Annotated in this window: 12 protein-coding genes; 7 read left to right on the forward strand and 5 right to left on the reverse strand. The window is 50.3% G+C overall.

From position 1 onward, the window contains the following. The first annotated feature begins 7 nt into the window (after positions 1–7). The 7 genes from AC4BAP_RS00595 to AC4BAP_RS00625 all read left to right on the forward strand — a co-directional run bounded on the left by AC4BAP_RS00595 (position 8) and on the right by AC4BAP_RS00625 (position 9,513). Positions 8–1,003 (forward strand): AAA family ATPase, encoded by a 996-nt coding sequence (locus tag AC4BAP_RS00595; RefSeq protein WP_490580667.1) that lies wholly within the window; start codon positions 8–10, stop codon positions 1,001–1,003. A 290-nt stretch (positions 1,004–1,293) separates the two neighbouring features. Further along, positions 1,294–1,833 carry a hypothetical protein gene (locus tag AC4BAP_RS00600; RefSeq protein WP_490580668.1) on the forward strand — a complete coding sequence of 180 codons (540 nt, stop codon included), beginning with the start codon at positions 1,294–1,296 and terminating at the stop codon, positions 1,831–1,833. A gap of 211 nt (positions 1,834–2,044) precedes the next feature. Continuing rightward, entirely contained in the window at positions 2,045–2,269 is a 225-nt protein-coding gene (locus AC4BAP_RS00605) for a hypothetical protein (protein WP_490580669.1), read from the forward strand. A gap of 39 nt (positions 2,270–2,308) precedes the next feature. After that, positions 2,309–3,202 carry a DUF58 domain-containing protein gene (locus AC4BAP_RS00610; protein ID WP_490580670.1) on the forward strand — a complete coding sequence of 298 codons (894 nt, stop codon included), beginning with the start codon at positions 2,309–2,311 and terminating at the stop codon, positions 3,200–3,202. A gap of 368 nt (positions 3,203–3,570) precedes the next feature. Next, on the forward strand, positions 3,571–5,064 hold the full coding sequence (locus tag AC4BAP_RS00615; RefSeq protein ID WP_490580671.1) for a BatA domain-containing protein: 1,494 nt from the start codon (positions 3,571–3,573) through the stop codon (positions 5,062–5,064). Then, entirely contained in the window at positions 5,065–7,236 is a 2,172-nt protein-coding gene (locus AC4BAP_RS00620; RefSeq protein ID WP_490580672.1) for a hypothetical protein, read from the forward strand. It abuts the gene before it with no gap. A gap of 489 nt (positions 7,237–7,725) precedes the next feature. Beyond that, positions 7,726–9,513 carry a hypothetical protein gene (locus AC4BAP_RS00625; RefSeq protein WP_490580673.1) on the forward strand — a complete coding sequence of 596 codons (1,788 nt, stop codon included), beginning with the start codon at positions 7,726–7,728 and terminating at the stop codon, positions 9,511–9,513. 123 nt (positions 9,514–9,636) lie between these two features. Here AC4BAP_RS00625 and AC4BAP_RS00630 read toward each other — a convergent pair whose 3' ends face one another. The 5 genes from AC4BAP_RS00630 to AC4BAP_RS00650 form a co-directional block, all read right to left on the reverse strand. After that, entirely contained in the window at positions 9,637–11,640 is a 2,004-nt protein-coding gene (locus AC4BAP_RS00630; RefSeq protein ID WP_490580674.1) for an OmpA family protein, read from the reverse strand. Positions 11,641–11,655: 15 nt separating this feature from the next. Beyond that, entirely contained in the window at positions 11,656–12,618 is a 963-nt protein-coding gene (locus AC4BAP_RS00635) for a PorP/SprF family type IX secretion system membrane protein (RefSeq protein ID WP_490580675.1), read from the reverse strand. 6 nt (positions 12,619–12,624) lie between these two features. Further along, positions 12,625–17,544: an ice-binding family protein gene (locus AC4BAP_RS00640; RefSeq protein WP_490580676.1), complete on the reverse strand. Its 4,920-nt coding sequence runs from the start codon at positions 17,542–17,544 to the stop codon at positions 12,625–12,627. Between the two features lie 580 nt (positions 17,545–18,124). After that, on the reverse strand, positions 18,125–19,090 hold the full coding sequence (locus AC4BAP_RS00645; protein ID WP_490580677.1) for a PorP/SprF family type IX secretion system membrane protein: 966 nt from the start codon (positions 19,088–19,090) through the stop codon (positions 18,125–18,127). Between the two features lie 2 nt (positions 19,091–19,092). Next, positions 19,093–22,791 carry a DUF8696 domain-containing protein gene (locus AC4BAP_RS00650; protein ID WP_490580678.1) on the reverse strand — a complete coding sequence of 1,233 codons (3,699 nt, stop codon included), beginning with the start codon at positions 22,789–22,791 and terminating at the stop codon, positions 19,093–19,095. Between the last annotated feature and the right edge of the window lie 275 nt (positions 22,792–23,066).

The following is a 23,066-nucleotide window of genomic DNA, read 5'->3' on the forward strand; positions in this document are numbered from 1 at the left end:
GTATAAAATGACTGAACAAGACATAAACCACCTGTTAAACAAGCTCCCACAGCTAAAGCAGGAGATACAAAAAGTAATCGTGGGCCAGGAGGAGGTACTCGACGAGGTACTAATCACTATGATGGCCGGCGGACACGGTTTGCTGGAAGGCGTGCCGGGCTTGGCCAAAACCCTATTGGTACGCACCCTCAGCAACGCCATGGACCTAGGCTTCCGCAGAATCCAGTTTACCCCGGACCTGATGCCAACCGACATCCTCGGCACCGAGGTGCTGGAAGAAGACCACGCCACCGGCAAGCGCTTTTTCAAGTTCAACGAAGGGCCAATTTTCTCGAACATTGTTTTGGCCGACGAGATAAACCGCACACCGCCCAAAACGCAGGCCGCCTTGCTGGAGGCCATGCAGGAGCACGAGGTAACCTACGCCGGAAAAACATACTTCCTGCCAAAGCCCTTCTTCCTGCTGGCCACGCAAAACCCAATAGAGCAGGCCGGAACTTACCCGCTACCCGAAGCGCAGCTGGACCGCTTTCTGCTTTACATCAAAATAAAATACCCAACTGAGCAGGAGGAGTTGAACATACTTTCCAGCACCACCGGCACGCGCCAGGCACAAGTGCAGCCCATACTTAGCGGCGAAGAGGTAATGCTGCTGCGGCAACTGGTGCGCGAAGTAAGTATAAGCGATGAGCTACTGGGCTTTGTAAACCAACTCGTACGCGCCACCCGCCCCGACAGTACCAGCATAGATTTTGTAAAACAGTACTGCCGCTGGGGAGCAGGACCAAGAGCCGGGCAGGCACTTATACTTACTTCCAAAGCCAGAGCCTTGCTGCACGGCCGCTTCGCTGTAACCGCAGAGGATATCACAACCATGGCCTACCCCGTGCTGCGCCACCGCATATTGGTAAACTTCGCTGCCGAAGCAGAGCGCATAACGCCAGACAGAGTGGTTGATGAACTGCTGCAAAGTATAAAATTGCCGAAGGAGATATTGGTTTGATACCCCACCCCGGCCCTCCCCTAAAAACAGGGGAGGGAGCTAAATGCCTAATATGCTCTTTCGGATTTGCAATCCGAAAGTATAGTACTGCAAGGATTTGTAATCCGCAGTAGCAAGGGCTGTAGCTATCAGTAAGCAAGCGGATTACAAATCCGCTACCAAAAAAGCTCCGGATTGCAAATCCGAAGCAGCAGTAGAGAAAACCTGGCGCGGGTATCTGACCCGTGACGTGGAGTGGGTGCGAGTCTCCAGACTCGCTTGTACTATTTGTAAAACAAAAGCAGAAACAGATGGAAGAGACGGACATTGTAAAGCTGACGGAAACAGGAACCAACCTCCTGCGGAAGGTGCTGGGCGAGCGCATCTGCTATTTCTTTACGGATACGATAAAAGTGGAGGCATCCGGCAGTAAAGTGCTGTACTGGGCACCTGAGTTCGCCATCGGCTTTAAAACCAACCGCGGCGACCAGAGCTTTCTCAACATCAGCGCCGACTATAAACTTACGCCCGTCTCTAGTACCACCTACTACGAGTTTGCCATTGAAGAAAGCAAGATGCCGCTCCGCTGCGAAAAGCTGCTGCAGTCGGGGCAGTACTCTGAGATAAAGGTGCTGTCGGGGCAAGTGCTGATGCTGGAGATTTACCAGGACTGGAACCAGGAGTTCGACGAAACCATCCACTACGACGCCGCCATCGTGCTCTACACCGACTCCCAAAAGTATATGCTAAAGGTGCGCGAAGAGTTAGTTGGCGGGGTGGATGTGATACTTAATGAGGCCGCTATCGAAGCGGAGTTAGTCGATTTGAAACTGAGACAGAGTTTAGTGTAAGTGGATTTTAATATTGATTCTCTAAGTTCAATCTCAATCAATGATGTTAAAACGAATTTTAGTATATGGCTTTTTAATGAGCATTATACAGGCCCTATCTTATTCTATTCTTTTATTTCTAACAAGGCTTCTGCAACTCGTCTTATTAGCGGATAATCACAAAGAAATCTTTTCTGTGTATGCTATACTTATATCAATAATCATTTTTAGTATGATTGTAGTTATTCTGAACTTGATGATAGCAATCATAAACCATAGCTGGTTTACAGGTTTCGCATATGCATTAGCAGCAGTTATCTATATAATTGGCTGGGGAGAAGATTACAATTCTTGGCCATTTAAAACCACCCTCTTTTTATTAATTGGCCTAATAGTATTAATAAGTAAATTCATTATTGATAAAAGAATTAAGACCATACTTGCTAATGACAGATAATCCTGTCCATCCATAAATCCTGAAAATCCTGATCCAGAGTTGAGCACCCATAAATTCATCGACCCGAAGGTACTGGCTACCATAAAAGACCTGCCGCTGTTGGCTAAAACGGTGGTGGAGGGCTTTTTGGCGGGGCAGAACCAGAGTTTGCGGCGCGGGGCGGGGCTGGAGTTTAGCCAGTACCGCAGCTACCAGCCCGGCGACGACCTGCGCCAACTCGACTGGAAGATGTTTGCCCGCTCCGACCGCTATTACATCCGCGAGGCTGAGGTAGACACCAACATTACGGTGCGGTTTATACTGGATGGTAGCGCCTCGATGGCACACGAGGACGTGAACGGCATCAGCAAGATGGATTACGCGCGGTTTCTGGTGGCCTCGCTGGCGTACCTGGCCACCACGCAGGGCGATGCCGTGGGGCTTTATGTGCTGCACGAAAACCAGCTCATCAACCTGACGCCTCGCTCCGACAACATGCACCTGCAGCGCTTCTGGCACCAGCTGGCCGAAGTAAAGCCACAGGGGAAGTTTCCGGGCATGGAGGTGGCCGCCAACCTGTTTGCCGACAGACGGCAGAAAGAGCTCACCGTTTTCCTGTCGGATTTATATGAGCACGAGCACGAGATAAAGGACCTGCTGTACAAATTGGGCGCACAGGGGCACGAGCTGCTGCTGGCCCACCTAATGAGCCGCAATGAACTGGAGTTTAGCTACACCGGCACCCTCACCTTCGAGGACCTGGAGACAGGGCAAACGCTACAGGTAAGCAGCGCCTCGCAGCGGCAGGCATACTTAGCCAAGCAACAGGAGTGGCTTCAGGACATAGAAAAAGACATGCGCAACCGCCACATCGCCTACGATAGGTTTGTTACCGACGGACCCTTGGACAAGGCGCTAAGGACGTTCCTGCAGAAACGACTGCTGTATGGTTGAATTGTTAATTGTTAATTGATGGTTGTTGATTGTTATTTTAAGTATGAAAAAGATATTCATGGCACCTTTTCCATGGCGCGAGCGTCCTCGCTCGTGACCTGCTATAGTTGGGCCTCTGGCCCAGTCAAGTTACAAACTCGACATCATTAGTAGGCACGAGTTGCAAACTCGCGCCAGCAGGTGAATTGGGAACGATTGTCATCCCCCTACCCCCTTCAAAGGGGGACAGTCATCCACGAGTGCTCCCCTCCTGTTTTTAGGAGGGGCTGGGGGAGGTAATATTCCCCTCCTCGGAGGGGCAGGGGTGGGTTAATCGCCCCACAAACTAACAACTAACAACTAACAACTAATAACCAACAAATATAAACTTGACCTTTCTAGCACCATACTTACTCTTCGCAGCATCGGCTATACTTATCCCGATCGCCATTCACCTGTGGAACAAACGGCAGGGGAAGACGGTGAAGGTGGGAAGTTTGCGCTGGCTGGAGGCCTCGGCGAGTAACCGTTGGAGTAGCATAAAACTGAACAACTTCTGGCTGCTGGTGCTGCGCTGTCTGATATTTATACTTCTGGCCGTGGCGCTGGCACAACCGGTGTGGGTGCATCAGGCACAGAAACAGAAAAGCAACAAAGCTGTAGTAGTTGGCAAAGAACTGCTGTATACATCTGCACTAAAACCCATCAAACCAACTATAGATTCGTTGCTGCAGCGCGGTTATATATTGCACAAATACACGCCAGACCTGGAACAGATCGAGCAGGAGAAGTGGCAACAGATCAGCAACAGCATACAAGGCAGCACAGTAACGGCCAACTATAACTACTGGAGCCTTTTGTCTGCCCTGGCTGCCAAGTATAAAAACCCGCAGGATAGCATCTGGCTTTTCACATCGGATCAGCAGCAGTATTTTGCAGGCTCCCGCCCAGAAACAATACCACAGCACATCCGCTGGATTCCGGCTGCTACCGACAAAAGTATAAACTGGCTGCAGGCGGCCATCCAGACCACACCCGACAGCCTGCTGCTCATACTTGGCCACAGCTCCCGCGAGGGCACTACCTACAGCAAGTATAAAACTGCCGCATCAGCACAAAGTATAAACCTAGCCGGCAACCAACAACTGCAACTGCAACGCCAGCAGGACACGCTGCAGGCCACCATCTCCGGCAACAGCAGCAAGGTAAAAGTACAGACGGAGCCACTACAGGTAGCCATATTTTCTGATAAAACGCAACAGGCAGAAGTACGATACTTAAGAGCAGCTTTGCAGGCCATCGGCAACTATACGGGTTTGCCTGTTCAACTTAAGGCCGATACCACAGCAATTGACTGGGTGTTCTGGCTGCGCGATAAACAACTGCCGGAAAGTATAAATCAGCAGGTAAAGCAGGGCTTGCAGGTATGGGTACAGCAAAATCAAAAGCCGCAACCTATAAACACCAGCTTAGCAGGAGCGGGCGGCACAGCTATAAAAATACACCAGCTTAGCCAACCACAACCGCAGCAGCAAAACCAGGTATGGACTACCGCCAACGGAGAGCCTATACTTTACTTCCAAAACTATGGCCGGGGCAAGATATATACTTTCCGGGGCGGGTTTTCGCCTGCCTGGAGCGAACTGGGCCAGAGTGCGCAGCTGCCGGAGCTGCTGCTGCCCTTGCTCTTGCCGCAACCACAGGCCACCCACGACTACCGGGCCATAGACGAGCACCAGTTGGTGCCGGTAAATCAGGTAACAGCAGCACCGTTTAACAAAGACAAAACCGCGCAAACGCCGCTGCTGAAGTGGTTTGTTTTGGCGGCCTTTGTGTTATTTTTGATAGAAAGATTTATCGCCAACAGGCGCAGCAAAGTATAAATGGTCACACCAGAGAGCATCCATATCTTACAGCGGATTCGCAGGCAGTATGTGCAGGCGAAGCTGTGGCTGTATGCGCTGCAGGCATTGGCGGCTATACTTGTGGGGGTGGCTATACTTTGGAGGTGGAGGTTTGAGGCGCCTTTGCTGGCTGCTACCGCCGTGGCTATACTTTTGGTGGCCGTTTTATACTTTATACTTCGCTGGAGATCGGTTTCCGGAACAAATCTGCAACAGGTGGCACGCCACCTCAATAGGCAGTACTCGCAGTTGGAAGACAGCACCGAGTTATTGCTACACGAGCCTAATAACCTGCTCCAAAAGCTACAACAGCAACGTGTATCGGCGGCTTTAGAGCAGTTACATCCGGAGCAGAAAACAACATTTACCCTGCGCAGCACCGCCACTTATTCTTTCCTGGGGCTGGCACTGCTATTTTCTATCGGCATTTTATACTTGCCGGCGGCTCCCCTCAGCACAACCGAGCCTGAAAGTATAAAAGTGGAGTTTCCGGATGCGCCGGCTGTCATTGCCGACACAGCTGCTAAAATTGAGAACATCGAAATCGCTGTAAAGCCACCGGCCTATACCGGCAAAGCCACCTACCGCGCCGAAAGCCCTAACCTACGCGTAGAAGAGGGAGCTACCGTAACCTGGCGCATCCACACAAACAAACCGGCACAGCTGCAACTGGAACTGAACGAGCAAAAGCCTGTCAGCTTTAAGGAGGAAGGCAACAGCTATACGTTGTCGCGCAGCTTTGCCACCGCAGGGCTCTACACCATTAACCTGAACGGGCAGAAGTCGGCTTTTTATACGTTGGAGATCATCCCAGACGAGGCTCCAACCATACAGATTCAGAATCCGGAGCAGTACACGGAGGTGCTTTTTGGAGAGCCGCAGCGCGTAACACTACAGGCCCAGCTAACCGACGACTACGGCATCAGGGAAGCGAATATAATCGCCACTGTGGCAAAAGGAACCGGCGAGGCTGTGAAATTCAGGGAAGAAAAGATCAGACTAAACCTAAGCGGCAGCGCCAAAAACTACACGGTAAAACAAACCCTTGACCTGCAAAAACTGGGCATGACTTACGGCGACGAGCTATACTTTTACCTGCAGGCCTGGGACCGCCACCGTGGCTACACCCGCTCCGAAACATACTTTGTGCAGATCGAAGACACCGCCATCGTGGAGTCGAGCTTTGATATGTCGATGGGCGTGAACCCGGTGCCGGAGTATTTCAGAAGCCAGCGCCAGATCATTATTGATACCGAAAAGCTGCTGAAAGAGGAGAAAAGTATAAGCCGCGCTAAGTTTGAAGAACGCTCCAACAACCTTGGCGTGGATCAAAAGCTGCTTCGCCTGCGCTACGGAAAATTTCTGGGCGAGGAGTTTGAGAGCGGCATCGGTCCGGGAGGCGGCATACCGGAGGGCGAAGAGCACCACGAAAACGATGGCCACGACCATGACAACGAAGAGTTTGCCGACAAGAACAGCGCCGAAGCCCTGCTGGCCCCTTACATGCACAAGCACGACCAGGAAGGCGAAGCCACGTTCTTTGAGCCTGCTACCAAAGCCAAATTAAAAGGCGCCCTGTCCCAGATGTGGGAAGCTGAGTTGCGCCTGCGCACGCACAAACCCAAAGACGCGCTGCCTTACGAGTACAAAGCCCTGCGGATGCTGAAAGAAGTGCAGCAATCGCAGCGTGCCTATGTAGCCAAAACTGGTTTCGAGGCTCCGCCACTTAAAGTGCCAGAACTTAGGTTATCGGGAGAACTGAATAAAATAACCGCCCCATCGGACAGCAGAACTGTTGAAAGCGAGAAGCTGCTGCCGAATACTAAAGCAGCCCTGCAATGGCTGGCAAAGTATAAACAGAGCGGCAAGTATAAAAAGGCAGACGCAACTGTACTGGAAAAGGCAGGGCAGGAGTTAGCACAGCAGTCGCTAAACAAGCCCGGTAGCAACTTAAGGGCGCTGCAAGATCTGAGGACATTGATTTCGGAGATGCAGCGTGGGGAGAAGCTGTGTAGGTCGTGTCTGGTTTCTGTGGAGCGGGCATGGGTTGATCTGTTGCCACCGGCAGCGCAAACGCCACAGCCGCAGCAGGCGGTTAGGAGTAGGTTGGCGAGGGAGTATTTTAGGGAGTTAGAGAGTTTTAGGAGGTAGAGATTAATGGGGAACGATTTACACACCCCTGCCCCTCTCAAGAGGGGAATTACCTCCCCTAGCCCCTCCTAAAAACAGGAGGGGGACTTCTGCAACAACCATTTTATACTTGCTTGCCAGTTGCAACAGCCGCTTACGAAGAAGTGTCGATCCCAGCCTTTGGGTTGAGCGCCTTGTGAGATCCGGTGCCGCGGATGCGGCAGCGCGTCAGCGCAGGAGGGAACACAGCGCGATGCCCGAAGGCGAGGCCTTGCGGCCTTGAGCACACCAAAGCTTGAGATGGAACTGTAGGTTTATAAAACTGAGGATGAACAGTAACTAATAGGGATAACTTGGTTCAAGTTGCGGGAGGCAAGGAGTAAAAACAAACTATGGCTCTCCGAGCCAGTTGAGTTACAAACTCAACATCATAAAAGGACACAAGTCTGAAGACTTGCGCCATTACAAAATTTAAAGCACAGTTTTAGAGACTAGCAATAGCAACAAATAATGTATACTTGGTTCATCGCAATACCTATCACTTTACTCCTGCTATGGCTGGCATGGCGCAGGCCTAACCGACAGCGGCTGGCGCTACGCTTAGTGGCAAGCATGGTGGCAGGTATCAGTTTAACCTTACTCGTTTTTCCGCCAACTATACAGCATGCCATCAACCCGAGTGCTGCCATACTTTTAACCGAGGGCTACAACCATGATACCTTAAAAGCGCTGCTACAACAGCAGGAGGCAAAACCCAAAATTTATACTTTAGAAACTGAGGCTGATAACGCTATTACGCTAACTAACCTTTATACTTTACGCCAGCAACAGCCGGGGCTGCAGACGGTGCACCTGTTTGGTTACGGGCTACAGGAGCAGCAACTGCACGCTTTAGAAGGAATTCAACTTGTACCACACCTGTCAGATTCGCCAGCAGGAGTTCGTGCAGTTAAGTGGCCGCAGGAGATAAAGTTAGGCGAACCAATAACAGTAGCCGGAAAGTATAAATCTAAGAGCAAAAACACTAAACTATACTTGCACGCTGCAGGCCAGCTCCGCGATTCCGTAGAGATCAACTCCGACAGCACTTATACTTTTAACCTCAACTATACACCGAAGCAAACCGGCCGTTATGTTTATACTTTACTAACCAAAATGGGAGAAAAGGTAGACACTCTAGGGCAAGTGCCGGTGCAGGTAACAGCGCAGCAGCAACTAAGTATACTTTTACTTGCCTCCGCGCCGTCCTTTGAGTTTAAGTTTCTCAAAAACCACTTGGCAGAGCAGCAGCATAAGGTAGCCTTCCGCACCACCGTTAGCAAAGGCATCAACCAGACTGAATGGGTGAACATGGCAAAAGCTGACGTCAGCAGGATTACACCTAAACTACTCCAGAACTTTGATGTGGTGATAACGGAACCGCAGGCGCTGCAAAGTATGAGTGCCGGCGAAAGAGCAACCTTACAGCGTGCCGTTACGGAGGGCGGATTGGGTGTGCTTACCATTGCCACAGAGCCAGCCAACAACCGCAGCACAAGCTTTTTTACGGGCTTCCAGAGCAAGCGCCTTTCGCAACAGGACACCCGCAGCACCCGCGCCAATTGGTTTGGAAGTGGGGCAAGTATAAATGCCGCACCTTATACTTTAACCAGCACAACAGCCGTAACAGGTCTGGTAACAGAACAGGGCAACAGCCTTTTAGCCGGAGCCAAAAAGGCTGGCTGGGGCAAAGTAGCCATGAGTTTTGTGCCGCAAACTTTCCCGTGGCAGCTGGAGGGCAAAGATGAAGTATACGCCAGCTATTGGGCCTCGCTTTTGTCGGCTATTGCCAAAGAGCAAGTAAAGGAGAAGTTCTGGCAAGTGGAAAAACCGCAGGTGCCCCAGCCGGATAAGCCGGTTATACTTTCCTATACTGACTATACTATGGCAGCAGGCGTGTCACTTTCAACGGCAACTTTAACCAGCCTTTCAGACTCGGCAAGTATAAACTTACCCCTGGCACAGCACATTCATCAACCTGAAAAGTATAACGGCACCTTCTGGCCACGCCAAAGCGGTTGGCATAAAGTAGAAACTGCTAATGCAGCACCATACTTCTTCTTTGTACAGGAGCCATCTAACTGGGAGCATGAAAGTATAGCCGCACGCAAGGCAGCTACAGAGGATTTCGTGACAAAGCAAAATGCATCGCCTGCCAGTGATGTTGTTGCTTATAAAGAAGAGCCTGTTTCGCTGATCTGGTTTTTTGCCTTGTTTGTGCTTAGCAGCGGGTTTTTGTGGCTGGAGGAGAAACTGTAGATGGAATACCCACAGGCCTGAAAGTCGCTATGAGTTGAGCTGCATTTTTTCTAATAAACAATTATTGTAGATATGAGAAACAAGATAGGCGCAACATGTTGCGCCTATCTTGTTTTCTCTGCTTTACCTTGCCTGGGCTGTGTTGCCAATAATCTTGAATTCTGTTCGGCGGTTTTCGGCGTGCAGGGTTTCAGGGCAGGTTACGCCATCTTTGCACTTATTTACCAATTGTGTTTCGCCGTAACCTTTGGCTACCAAGCGCTCTCTGGCAATGCCTTTCGAGATGATATACTCCACGGCACTTTGCGCCCTCAGCTGCGACAGCATTTCGTTGTAGCGGTGGCTTTGGCGGCTGTCGGTGTGTGAGCTCAGCTCGATGCGGATGCCCGGGTTATCCTTTAGCGTCTGTACCAGTTTGTCCAGTTCTTTTGCGGCTTCCGGTTTAATATCATGTTTATCCAAATCGTAGTAGATGTTTTCGAGCACGATCGGCTTGTTCGGGGTGTCGCGGTTAAACACCATCTCCACCTTTACCGAATCTGTTACAAAGCGGCAATCCGGAGAAACTGATAGTGTTTGCGTAAGGTAGTTCGGCTTTGATCCTTTTATAATATACTGCCCACCTGCGCGTACGGGTATAGTAAAATTACCGTTAGCATCAGACTGAACCTCAATTGGTGCTGCCTCATTTCCGATCTCTGTAATCTGTAGCAAAACCTTACTAACTGCTAATTCTTTCTTCTTGCCCCGGTTTACACGCTCTGCCACATACTCAATTGTTTTACCAGTGATCGTGCACGGCAGGCGTTCTTCCTTAAACGTGAAAATATCGTCGAATCCATTGCTTGCCAAACGCCCCGAAGATAGCAGACCTGTTTTGCCGGTTGCGTCTACCTGTATCCCGAAGTCGTCGTGAGAGGTATTGAGCGGGTATTTCAGGTTCTCGACCCTGGTCCATTTTTTATGGGTGCCTATCGCTTTAAATATATCCAGGCCGCCCATACCAATGTGCCCATCCGAAGAGAAGTATAAATTACCATCCTCGCCTATACTTGCAAAGCTCTCGCGGCCAGGCGTATTGATCACATTACCAGCGTTAACTGGGTTTCCCCACGAGCCGTCAGGCTGTAGCTCGCTGTAATAAATGTCGGTTTCGCCTAATCCGCCGGGCATGTCCGAAACAAAGTATAGCACCTTGCCGTCCGGGGTGATAGCCGGATGCCCGATAGAAAACTCGTCTGTATTGTTATACTTGAAGGGTTTCACGTTGTCCCACTTATCGCCTTTGCGCTCTGCTATGTAAATGCCATGGCGGTTGGTATGGGTGCTGTTTTCGCTGCCTTTAAACCAACTGGTCGGGTCCGGGTTTGATTTTGTTGCGTTGCGCTTTACCACACGCGTGCGGGTAAAGTATAGCGTCTGCGATTTCTCGTGGTAGGCGGCGGGGCCGTTGTGGTATGTAGTGTTTATACTTGATGGCAGCGGCGCAGGAGTTCCCCAGGTACTGTCGGTGAGGGCTTTGGCAAAGTACATTTGTATGTAGCCATTGCCTGTCCAGTTGTTGCGCATGGTTTGTTTGCTGCCATCCAGCCTGTCAGAGGCAAAAAAGAGGCCTTCGCTGGTTTTGATAGGGCTGAATTCTGCCCCTTCAGAATTAAGCGCTTTGTTTTTCTGCACCTTAAACGGCTTTGGATAAGCTATCCATTTCATGGCCGTGTCGCAGGATGCAGCCATGCGTTGCGCTATAACTGCCTGCGCCGGCACTTTATGGCCATACTGCTGAAATAGCAGTTTTGCCTTTTCGTAGTTCCCGTTTCGCTTCGCCGACTCGGCGTACAGGTAAATATTCGTAGGGTCTGCATTCGGAAAGTTAACCACCTGGGCATACCAGAACTCCGCTTCTTTGCTGTTGTTCAGAATGCGGTAACTGTCTGCGATGCGCTGCACCAGGGCAATGTTTGGCTCCCCTGTGTCCAGTATCTTTTTGTAAGCCTCCAGGGCCAGGCTAAACTCAAAATTATTAAAGTGTTTATCTGCTTGCTTCATATCCTGCGCCAGCACAGCTGCTGGTCTCACAAGAGCCATCACCAACAAAAGTATAGCAGGTAGTAAGCGTATTTTCATCATCAAAAAGGTATTGTATTATAGGTTTCGAGGCGTTAAGATACGTCCTCCATGCATTTTAAAGAAAGAGTAACCCAACGATACTTCGTGGCTGGAGTAGTTGTTCATTTCGTTCAGGCTCATGTCGTAGGAGTAGCCCACGCGCATTCTGGGTGTTACATACACCTGCACCAGTGCCGCCGCCGCATTGCGCTTCGAGAGTTGCTTCATTTCCAGGTTCGTGAACATCGGCAAAGAGGTGCGGTATGAGCCTCCCACCCAAAACCTGTCGCTTAAAAGCAGGAAGGTGTTCAGGTCCACGTTGGTCGGGCTATGGAAATCCTCTTTCAAAAGTATACTTGGCTTCAGGCGCATGTCGTTTCCAAGGTCGAACATATAACCCGTTGAGAGAAAATAATGCCTGCGTGGGTTAGTTACGATCAGTTTCTCGCTGTTGTAAGGTACCAGGTTGGCAGCAGTCAGGCCCGCAAAGAAACGCTCGGTGTTAAAGAATATACCCACCTTTGCATCCGGCAACACCTTCGACTCCCGCCCCTCCGGAATGGCTACATCCGGTGTTTGGCTGCCTGAGTTCAGCATGGTCCCATCCAAAGTATACTGTGCCACCCCAACCGATGCCCCAAAAGCCAGCTTCGTATAGCGGTCCAGGTTAATTCTTACCGACATGTTGCCGTAAGCCCCTATTTTGCTCTGGGCACCCAGCCTATCGTTCACCAGGTAGCCTGCCCAGCCTATGTTAGACTTCTTTGTGGGCCCGTCCACACTCAGCGTCTGCGTGGTTGGGGCACCCTCTAACCCTGTCCACTGGCTGCGGTAGGTGGCGTTAATGTTTAGGATGCCTTTACTACCAGCATAGGCAGGGTTAATTACCAGCTCATTAAAGATATACTGCGTGTACTGTGGTGCCTGCTGGGCCGTTACCGCATGTGCGCCTAAGGCGAAGAGCACGAGTAAAAGTTTGTTCAGTAGATTTGTTTTCATAAGCATTTACCTTACAATCATCACGTAACCCTTAAATACTTTGTCCTTACCGTCGCACATGGTGGCACGCACAATGTAGTAGTAGGTGCCTTCGCTCAGGCCATCGCCGGTCCAGTTGTTTTGGTAAGACTTGGCTTTGTATACCTCGTTGCCCCATCGGTTGATGATGGTCAGATCATTATCGGCATACTTGTTCAGGTTTTTAACCACCCAGGTATCGTTGTTGCCATCGTTGTTTGGCGAGAACACATTCGGGAAAACCAGGTCGGTGCTTGCCAGGTCTTTGTCGGCAGGTATGCTCACTGGCTCACTGACACAGGTACCGTTATCTACTGTTACCGCTATGTTTCCTTTGCCTTCGCCGGCAGTTACTGTTATCTTCGTAGTGCCCTGTCCACTGGTAATTGTCCAGCCGGCCGGTACCGTCCAGGTGTAAGTCTTGGCACCTGCTACTGGCTCAACTTCATACACCAACCCTGAACATGGGGCGCTTCTGTCCAGGATCGTAGTCGGAGGAGTCAGGATCTGTACTGTCACGTTCATGGTTGAGGTTAAGCTGGTTCCGCAACCGTTTTTAGCTACTATTGAAATCGCTCCAGATTGCTTACCTACCACAACAGTTACATTTGTTGTTCCCTGACCAGAAACTACCACCCAATCACCTGGAAAGCTCCACTGATAAGATGATGCTCCGGCAGCGGCATCAACCGAATAGCTAACCGTTCGTCCGGAACACGCACTCGTAACACCCCTGATCATGCCAGGCGCAGAAGGAGGACTACTTACCGGTTTTACCTGTAACTGAGATGCCGTGCTGGCGCCACAAGTATTAGTGGCCACCACCCTTACAGTTCCGGCAGTTGTGGTAGCTTTTACTGTGATCTTATTTGTACCCTGGCCTGATGTGATGGTCCAGCCGGTTGGCACCGTCCAGGTATACCCCAAACCTGCTACGGCTGGCACGCTGTATTCCATTGTAGAGCCGTTGCATGGGTCAGCTGAGCCAACAATTGCAGCAGGCTGCGCCGGTACCGTATTTGGTTTAACCGTAAGTGTTTGGGCTGTGCCATTGCCGCACGGGTTGCCAGCCGCCACTGTTACTTCGCCGGTTGTTGCACCTGCCGTTACAGTTATCTCCGTAGTGCCCTGCCCTGATGTGATTGTCCAGCCAGCCGGTACCGTCCAGTTATAGGTGGTTGCACCTGCGATAGGACTAATACTATACTTTATACCCGTTTGGTTCTGGCAGAAGTTGGCTGCAGGCCCGTTTATACTTGCCGGTTTAGCCAGGTTGGTTTGCAGTGGAGCTACATCCAGTGTGCTGGCCGTGCTGCTGTTTCCGCAGGCATTTACTGCAAATACCTTTATATTGCCGGCGTTGCTGCCTGTCTGCACCTGTATACTTGTAGTGCCCTGCCCGGATACTATCGTCCAGCCAGCAGGCACTTCCCATGCGTAAGATGTTGCCCCTGATACTGGTGCTATCGAGAAAATAGAGGACGCTCCCACACAAACAGCACCTGTAGTCGAAATAGGCCCAGGTGCATTTGGTTTGGTGGTTGAGATGGTTACCTGCTTGCTTACCGTGGTGTTGCCACAATCGTTTCTGGCAGTAAGGGAAACAGTTCCGGCAGTTGAGTTCGCTTTTACAGTGATTTCCGTAGTACCCTGACCTGACTGGATTGTCCAGCCGGCTGGTACCGCCCAAACATAAGTGCTAACGTTTACGGCAGGGTCAACTTTAAATGTGGCTGTGCTATTGGTGCAAACATCTGGCCCGCCTTGCACGATCGTTAAGCCGCTAGGCCCTTCTGTTGTAGGCTTCACGGCCAGGGTCTGTGCCTCGCCTGTACCACAATTATTTGTGGCAGTTACCATAATATTTCCTGGGGTAGTTCCCGCAATAACGGTAATAGAAGTGCCGCTCTGAGAAACAACCTGCCACCCTGTTGGCACAGACCAGGTATAACTTAAGGCTGTAGGAACATCTGCGATGCTAAAAGTATACTCTTTACCCACGCAAGGCACAGCGGCACCTGTAATGGCGCCTGGCTTGGCAGGAGGAGCAGTGGTTACAACGGTGGTCAGCTGGGTTTCGCTGGTAACGCCGCAAACATTTACGGCCCTTACCGAGATAGTAGCTCCCACAGATCCGGCATTAACGGTTATACTTGTAGTGCCCTGTCCCGAAACGATAGTCCAGCCATTGTTAATAGTCCAGATGTATGAGGAGGCAGTTGGTACCGGTGCAATCGTGTAAACCAGGTTTTTCTGGTTATTACAAACTGATACAAATCCGGAGATCGCTTCTGGCTTAGCAGGTGGCGATGGCACTACTTTTACATTTATACTTGCCTCGGCACTAACCCCACAATCGTTAACTGCTTTGATAGTTACCTTACCCTCTGTGCCGCTTGGGGTTACGCTTATTTTGTTTGTATTCTGACCTGAGTTGATCACCCAACCGGCCGGCACAGCCCATATGTATTCTGTCACTCCCTCCAGAGGGGTTACACTATACTCGAAACCTGGCATACCCTGGCACACCTCCGCCGGACCAGTAAGCGTGGTAATTGGGCCTGGCACTGTGGTTTGTGGGGTTACATCCAGTTCTCTTACAGCACCCACCCCACATACATTGCTGCCTCTTACCGAGATCTTACCTTTTTCAGAGCCAACAGTTACTGTAATGGTTGTAGTACCCTGTCCGGATAAAATTGTCCAGCCAGTCGGGACTGTCCAGGTATAGGACGTTGCTCCTGAAACACTAGCTATAGTATAAGTTGCCGTGCTTTTGGCGCAGCCATACTGCTTGCCACTGATTGCCCCTGGCATTGCCGGAGGTCCTTGCGTGGGCTGCACCGTTTTTATACTTGCCCCGCTTGGTCCGCACACGTTTACGGCTCTGGCAGTAATCTGACCGCCGCTGGTGCTTGCATTAACGGTTATACTTGTAGTGCCCTGACCAGCCGTTATAACCCAGCCAGATGGCACTGTCCATAAATAACTGGTTGCCCCAGCAACTGGCTCAATGGAATAAACCAGTCCTTTGTCATTAGCACAGGAGTTGAGTTCCCCCATTATCGGGCCTGGTGCATCGGTAGGAGAGAAGGTAGGAGTTACCGTCATCGTCTGGGCTGTACTTAAACCACAGGCGTTAGAGGCTTTTACTGTTATACTTCCAGCTGATTTACCAACCGTTACCGTGATGCTGTTCGTGTTCTGGCCTGATTTGATGATCCAGTCGGATGGCACCGTCCATACATAGCCGGTAGCGCCTGGTGTGGCATCTATCTCGAAGGTGGCGTTGCTGCCCACGCAGCTATTGTCTACACCCCGTATCGATACATTTATCACCGGCACTTCGGTTGTTACCTTCACCTGAAATGTTTGTGCCTCGCTGGCTCCGCATTTGTTTGTTGCTATTACAGATACAGGGCCACTGGTCGGGCCGGCTTTCACCGTTACCTCCGTGGTACCCTGGCCTGCCATGATCGTCCATCCGTCCGGCAACGACCAGGTATAGCTGGTAGCGTCCTGCACCGGATCAATTTTATACTTTAGACCTTCTGCACCAACGCACACATCGTTATTACCGCTTATAGGCCCGGGCTTAACCGGAGGATCTGGCAAAATGGTAACGAAAAGCACCTGCGCCGGACCTTCGCCACAGATATTACTGGCCTTGACTGTGATCTGCCCTGACTGTTGCCCCGGCTTTACACTTACACTTGTTGAGCTAAGCTGTGTAAATTGCCACCCTGCAGGCACGCTCCAGATAAACTTAGAAGCCCCTGCTACCGGTGCGATGCTATAGGTATAGGTACCGTTGCGACATACTTCTGAGGGTCCCGCAATATTGCTTGTTTCGGATAAGAGCACGCAATAGTTGATGATCGTCGAGTTATTCATCAAATCCTCGTCAATATTGTCGCCCTCTACCACGGCACGCGCAAAGCCAAAACCAGACTTATTGAGTTTTACCCGCAACGTAAGCGTTACTGATTCCTTAAACGCAATCTTTCCGATCTTCCATTCACCGGTTTCCGGTGTAAAAATGGTTCCGGGCCTGCTGGTAGTATAGCTAAGCAGATCGCCTATAAAGGCTATGGTCCTGACAAAGGCGTTTAGTTCATCGGCCGGGCCTTTGTTAGTTATCTTGAAATAGATTTGTACTTCTTCGTTGTGCTGATAAGCTTCTGTTCCGGTTACACTGGGGCTCATCGAGATCTCGATCATCAGATCGGAAGGGGTGTTCAGGATAGCCTGACTCAGGAACATCTCGTTCTCAAGCGATATTACACGCCCCTGCAGGCGCACGCCATCACTAAGCGTTACTTTTCCTTTTGCAAGAAAGGTACCTTCCAGCACAGCGTTTTTACCAACAGCCAGGTCTCCTTCAACTACCCACAGGATGTTGCTTGTGGCGGCCTTGTTAGCATAGTCGAGAACGGCATTGTTGGATATGGTGAGGTTGCCCGCAATATGGAAAATATAAGTGGGCTTCGACTTGCCGCCATCGCTCAGCACCACATTGCCCGAAAAAACAGCATCGTTGTCAATTTTGTAAACTCCGGGGCCATAGGTAAGGCTACCCAGGTTACGGTTAGATTCAATAAGCTCTCCGGGAAGTATAAGTGCATTGTTATAGGCAAGCTTGGCATCCAGCAAGGCCTGCTTCGCAGCATTGGTGTTTATCTCGGGTGGGCGAACGGATATAGCCGGCGGAAAACCTGTTATGGTGCCATTGGCGACTCCCAGGTTTGCATTAACAACGGTATTTCCCGTGCTGCTTACCTTTTTTTCAGCCAGCGCATTATAGTTGTAAGCTGATCCGAGTGAAGGGATCTGCTGAGCAGAAGCAAGAAGAGATGGAGCGCAAAGGTATACTACAAGTAGTATAACTTTCCATAATAAGCTTCTCATTAAGATGTTTTGTAAAAGTTTGCTATAAAGACCTTATTTAAATAAACTCTATACAGCTAATGCAGCACTCCCCCTTGCACTAAATTAGCCACCTGGTTTCCGAGCACAACCACTTTAAAAATAAAATGGTGCAATCGCTCAAGAAAAATTCACTAAAAAATTAGTAAAACCTTAAAATTATGCGTCGGTGTCTGTTTGTTCTTCTAAATTTTAATTTTTTTTTGTACAATCCAAATTATATCAGAAAAATAAAATTTAATTGTTTAGAATACATTGTTTTACGCATGAATAACCCTTCATATAAGGTCAATACAATTTATTAACTGTTACCCCAAATCAATATTAAATAGTTAAAAAATTGTACTATTCAAGCAAACCTTTGCCGACTCATCTACAAAGGTAATACTCTATTAATCAGTTACAAATAATTCACAACAATTAAGAGAAGCAATAAATATTGCTGTAGCGAATGGGAGGAGGGTTTTTGTTTTATTTGAAATGACAAAGAAGCTTGAGTTAGTATTTAAACATTAAACAAGTATAAGCTCCTTCGCTAAATTAAAATTTAATTATCCGTATATTACCATATCCATTGCGGACAAATGATTCGTCTGGTATTTAATAATTTAAAGCCAACTACTACTTCATGTGTACCTGCGCTTACGCGGTTTAAATTAGATAAAGTGGCGTCATAGGAGTAGGAAATGTCGATCAGAGGGTTAACGTATACACCCACCATAGCTACTAATGCATCTTCGTGACGGTAGGAGGCCCCTGCCCAAAACTGCTGCCCATAAATCACGCGAACATTTGCATCCACAGAGGCCGGACTTGGATTGGCCAGCTTGAGCATGACAGAAGGTATTACATCGATTTTCTCGGTTGGTGATAACCTGTAGGCACCTGTTACAAAATAATGCCGCTGCAGATCCAGGCTTGGATTGTTATTACCTTCCTGCCTAAAGCTTCCAACATCTTCCAGCAGCTGCGCCCCGGCAACACCCACTGAGAAATTCTTAGAATACAGCCAAAGCCCCAGGTTCAGATCCACCACGTTGTTATTAAAGCTACCTCCGCTTACTAAAGGGTCGTTAGGGTTAGTAAATTCCAGGTCGCTTGCGTTTACGCTGTTCCGGATAACACCTACGGCGGCACCAGCCGAAACATTGATCGAGTTAGTTAATGGCAGATGATAGGCATAGGAACCTGTTAAACCTGTTCGGCGCAGAGGGCCTGTCTTATCTGTATGAAACGCAACGCCCACACCATGATGCGCCAGTGCCCTGTGGTACTTTGTGCTGGCTGTCCCTTTGTTGAGCGGTGTATGTGCCGTTAGGTAAGTCGTAACCGGGGCACCATCCAATCCAACCCACTGCCGCCTGTGGCTCACTTTTATGTCTGCGTAGTCCTCTATGCCTGTAATGGCTGGGTTAAGCAGGTAGTTGTTGAGCATGTATTGGCTGTATTGCGGGCGTTGCTGCGCCTGCACCTGCAGTACAACTGCAAGCAACAGCAGGGCAAGTATATTCAGTAGGTATCTGTTCATTTTTAGCGAATGATGGTAACGTGGCCCGAGATGGGTTTCTCCAGCCTGTCCAGGTAAATCATGTAATAATAGGTGGCTACTGGCAGGTCCTCTCCTTTGTAAGTGCCATCCCAAGGTGTGCCATAGCCATTGGACGTGAATATGAGATTGCCCCAGCGGTTAAAGATCTCAACCCGTGCATCCGGATAGTTTTCAATGTTGCCTATCTCCCATATCTCATTTACGCCATCCCGGTTAGGGGTAAAAGCGTTAGGTATTGTAAGGGCCGGAATTACCTCCACTGTAACCTCATCTGTATCTACGCAGCCTTCAGCAGTGGTAACGGTAACGGTATAGGTTGTGGTCTTGTCCGGGCTGGCCACAGGGTTTGAGACAGTGGCGCTGCTAAGCCCCTCTGCCGGCTCCCACTGATAGGTTACCCCCCCGGATGCACGCAATTCCACCGTTCTGCCTTGTATAATGGTTACGTCTTCGCCGGCGTTGGCCTCTGGCGTAACTACTTTTACAGACGCCGTGGTCCGGGTAGTGCTGGCACATCCCCCCTGACTGACTGCCTGCACAAAATACATCACAGACTGGGTAAGGTTCGGTGTCTGGAAGACCGGGCCTATAAATATTGGCGAACCACCTGTTGCCACGTCATACCACTCATATGTTTCACCGTTTGCGTTGGCAATAGATAAGGTGGCAGACTCTCCGACACAGGCCGTCGCATCGCGCACTGTTAGCTTTGGCGCTGCAGGCACCGGTTTAATGGTGATCATTACTACGGCAGATGTATCGGAGCACCCGGCAGAGGTGGCCAATCGCCTGAACCAGGTGTTTTGGTTAATCGCTGCCGGTGTATAGTTCTGGCCTGTGTTATTACCTGCCGCGTTTACAAACCCTGTTGTGGCACTGATCGTGCTGCTCTGCCACAGGTAAGTATAACTACCAGAACCGCCTGTCGGGTTGCTGCCCGTGAGTTGCTGTGGCTGCGTACCTGCACAAACCGTCTGATCAGCAGAAATAGTATTGTTGGCAACGCCAGGATTAATAGTAATGGCTACCACAGCACTGGTGTCGCCGGCACACGCGGCAGATGTTACAACCCGCCTGAACCAGGTAGTTCTAGTGATCGGGCCAGGAGTATAGCTTTGATTGCTGTTGTTGCCTGCAGCAGGTGCAAAACCTGCCGTTGCGCTTGTTACGCTACTCTGCCACAAGTAAGTATAGCTGCCTGAGCCACCTGTAGGCGCCGACCCTGTAAGTGGCGCCGGAGCAGTGCCCCTGCACACCTGCTGGTCTGCGGAAATAGTATTATTGGCAAGGGTTGGCAACACAGTGATTTTGATTGCCTCGGAGGTGCTGGTACACCCTCCTGATGTAACCTTGCGCCTGAACCAGGTATCCTGCGTCAGGTTGGCCGGAGTATAGTTCTCACCGTTGTTTACCCCTGGCGCTGCGGCAAAGCCTGTTGTAGCGCTTTGCGTGCTTACCTCCCACAGGAAAGTATAAGGCGCCCCACCACCACCTGTAGGCCTTGTGCCTATCAGCGGGGCAGGAGTCTCGTTGGCACAAATCTGTTGCGAGGCGCTGATCGTGTTGGCAGAAGCAGGAACAGGGTCAACGGCCACTATCTCCACTACATTACTGGTATCGGCGGAACAGCTACCCGATATCACCAACCTCCTGAACCAGGTGGTTGTGGTAATAGGCTGCGTAGGGGTATAGTTTGGCGTATTATTTATTCCTGGCGCAGCCGCGAAGCCGCTGTTGGCATTTGTGGTGCTTATCTGCCAGGTGTATAAGTATGGCGTGCTGGTGTCCCCGCCGGTAGGTATGGTTCCGGTCAGGGCCGGCGGGGTTTCGCCTTTGCAGGTGTTGCGCACCGGGTCACCGTCTATGGTGTTATTAGCAACTGCCGGCACCACCTTAAGCGGTATGGCTGTTTTGGGTCCAATACAGATCACGGAGTTTGCCGTATCTACTGCCGCTACATAAAATGTGATATCGGCAGTAAGCGAAGGAGTAGAGAAAGATGGACCAGTGGCAATAGGCGTGGCATTCGGGTCATTGGAATCGAACCACACGTAAATCGGCCCCGGACTGGTTGGCGTTAAAGTAACGATATCGCCGGCACAAGCTGTTTTCGGAGGCTGGATTGATGGCGCCGCGGGCTGCTGAAGTATAACTACCTCCTGTGTGGGAGCGCTTTGCCCTCCCTGGCTACTGTATATATCATCCGAGCTGCCGCACTCGTTCACAGCCTCTACAGCCACTGTATACCTGCCGGGTGTGGTAAAATCATACTTAAAGTCAAAAGTATCGGAGTTGAAAGTACGGGTAACACTGGTTGGGCCAGTAATGGTGATGGTAACCGTTACCTGCTCGCCCAGGTTCTTGTCTATGAACAAACCGCCTGTTCCGCCGCCACCCGGAAAACCGCCTCCGCCTCCGGCACCCCTGCTGCTATAATCGATAGTTGTAGGGCCGCACTCGGTGACGCTGGCAGGCAACTGCACCTGCGGCCAACCCACCACCACAGACTGTGATGTAGTGTCGCTGCCACAGCCATTTGTAACCACCAACTCTATGTTATAGACACCAGATTTTGTAAACTTAAAAACCGGGTCTTTAGAAGTAAGCGTGCCCGACTCCAGTTCAAATCCCTGGTCGGGCTGTATGGCCCACTTATATGAAAGGCCGCCTCCGGAAGAACTATCGGCAGGAGCGATCAGTACGGGCACACAGGGAGGCTGCTGGTTTTCATCCACCCGCTTTTTGTCATTGGCCGAGAAGTTTGCCCTAGGCTCCTTGCTCACTACAAAGTCTTTTTTGAAGATCACTTCGCAGCCATTGCCGGCCACGGCTCTTATCGTTATCGGGAACACCCCCACCGAATCATAGGCTGTGGGGTTTTTTATCGGGAAGTCGCCGCGGCGGTACTGCTGCTGTTCTCCGTTCCCCCAATCCACGAAGTATGTTCTGATATCTGTCAGGAATGGGTCAACTGTTTCGTTTGTGATTTCAGCGAATACCTCAATGTCATCATCGGCAACGGAGTCTGGCAAACAAACCTGGAAGTCCTCTTTTTCCGAGAAATCCACCTCTGGCAGGCTGCGCACTGTTATGGTCTGGCGCACCGTGTCCGACTCACAGCCTGTCTGGCTGGTTGCAAACACCTTCGTTACAAATGGCACTGTTCCTACGCCTTGCGATGCGTAGGTGTGGGTTACGTTGGCACCTCGTGCTGTGCTGCCATCTCCAAAAATCCAGGTATACACGACATCCGGTTGCGGCGCATTAACCGAGAAGGTGAGCTCGGTGCCGGCACATTGCTGCCCGGTCGGGCTTACCAGGAAGTTAGGGTTTGGCGGGTTAGGGTTTACAATCACCTCGATCTCGTTGGAGGTATTTGTCTGGCAATTGGAACCCGTAATGCGCACTGTATACTTGCCAGCTATACTTGCAGTATAGGTGCTACCGGTTGCCCCGGGTATGTCTGCCCCGTCGCGTATCCATTGGTAGCCGGTTATGTTAGCGCCTGTGTTGGCCCTTAGCTCAACGGTTTCGCCCTGGCACAGCACATTGCCGCTGCTTGCCGTAATGGTAGCGCTACAAGGAGAACCTCCTCCCTGTGCACTTACGATGGTGGTAGATAACAAGATCAGGCACAGTATCAGGAAAGTAGTGTATAATTGCTTCAGCAGAAGATGCATTTAATAGTGATTATAGGGTGAATCCAAAGCTTCATCAGCCTATTTTACATTACGATAACTATATATATTCAGATTCAAGGCCGGCCAAACTAGCTTATAAAGTCAGCTTTAGCCAACAGAAGATGTCGGGGAGGGTGTGCCCACTGGAAGAGAATCAGAGGCAGGCGCACAATCACCCTTAACCTCTAGTGCTAAAACCTTAAAAAGGTTACAACCAGGCTTTAGTTTTTGCCCGTTGCTATACTTTTAACGCATTAATTACATGCAAATTGTGT

It is taken from the genome of Pontibacter sp. GD7 (genome assembly GCF_058216375.1).

Coding starts and splice junctions, on each gene's coding strand:
- AC4BAP_RS00595 (WP_490580667.1), top strand. CDS start 8: ATGACTGAACAAGACATAAACCACCTGTTAAACAAGCTCCCACAGCTA.
- AC4BAP_RS00600 (WP_490580668.1), top strand. CDS start 1,294: ATGGAAGAGACGGACATTGTAAAGCTGACGGAAACAGGAACCAACCTC.
- AC4BAP_RS00605 (WP_490580669.1), top strand. CDS start 2,045: ATGATTGTAGTTATTCTGAACTTGATGATAGCAATCATAAACCATAGC.
- AC4BAP_RS00620 (WP_490580672.1), top strand. CDS start 5,065: ATGGTCACACCAGAGAGCATCCATATCTTACAGCGGATTCGCAGGCAG.
- AC4BAP_RS00625 (WP_490580673.1), top strand. CDS start 7,726: ATGTATACTTGGTTCATCGCAATACCTATCACTTTACTCCTGCTATGG.
- AC4BAP_RS00630 (WP_490580674.1), bottom strand. CDS start 11,640: ATGATGAAAATACGCTTACTACCTGCTATACTTTTGTTGGTGATGGCT.
- AC4BAP_RS00635 (WP_490580675.1), bottom strand. CDS start 12,618: ATGAAAACAAATCTACTGAACAAACTTTTACTCGTGCTCTTCGCCTTA.
- AC4BAP_RS00640 (WP_490580676.1), bottom strand. CDS start 17,544: ATGAGAAGCTTATTATGGAAAGTTATACTACTTGTAGTATACCTTTGC.
- AC4BAP_RS00645 (WP_490580677.1), bottom strand. CDS start 19,090: ATGAACAGATACCTACTGAATATACTTGCCCTGCTGTTGCTTGCAGTT.
- AC4BAP_RS00650 (WP_490580678.1), bottom strand. CDS start 22,791: ATGCATCTTCTGCTGAAGCAATTATACACTACTTTCCTGATACTGTGC.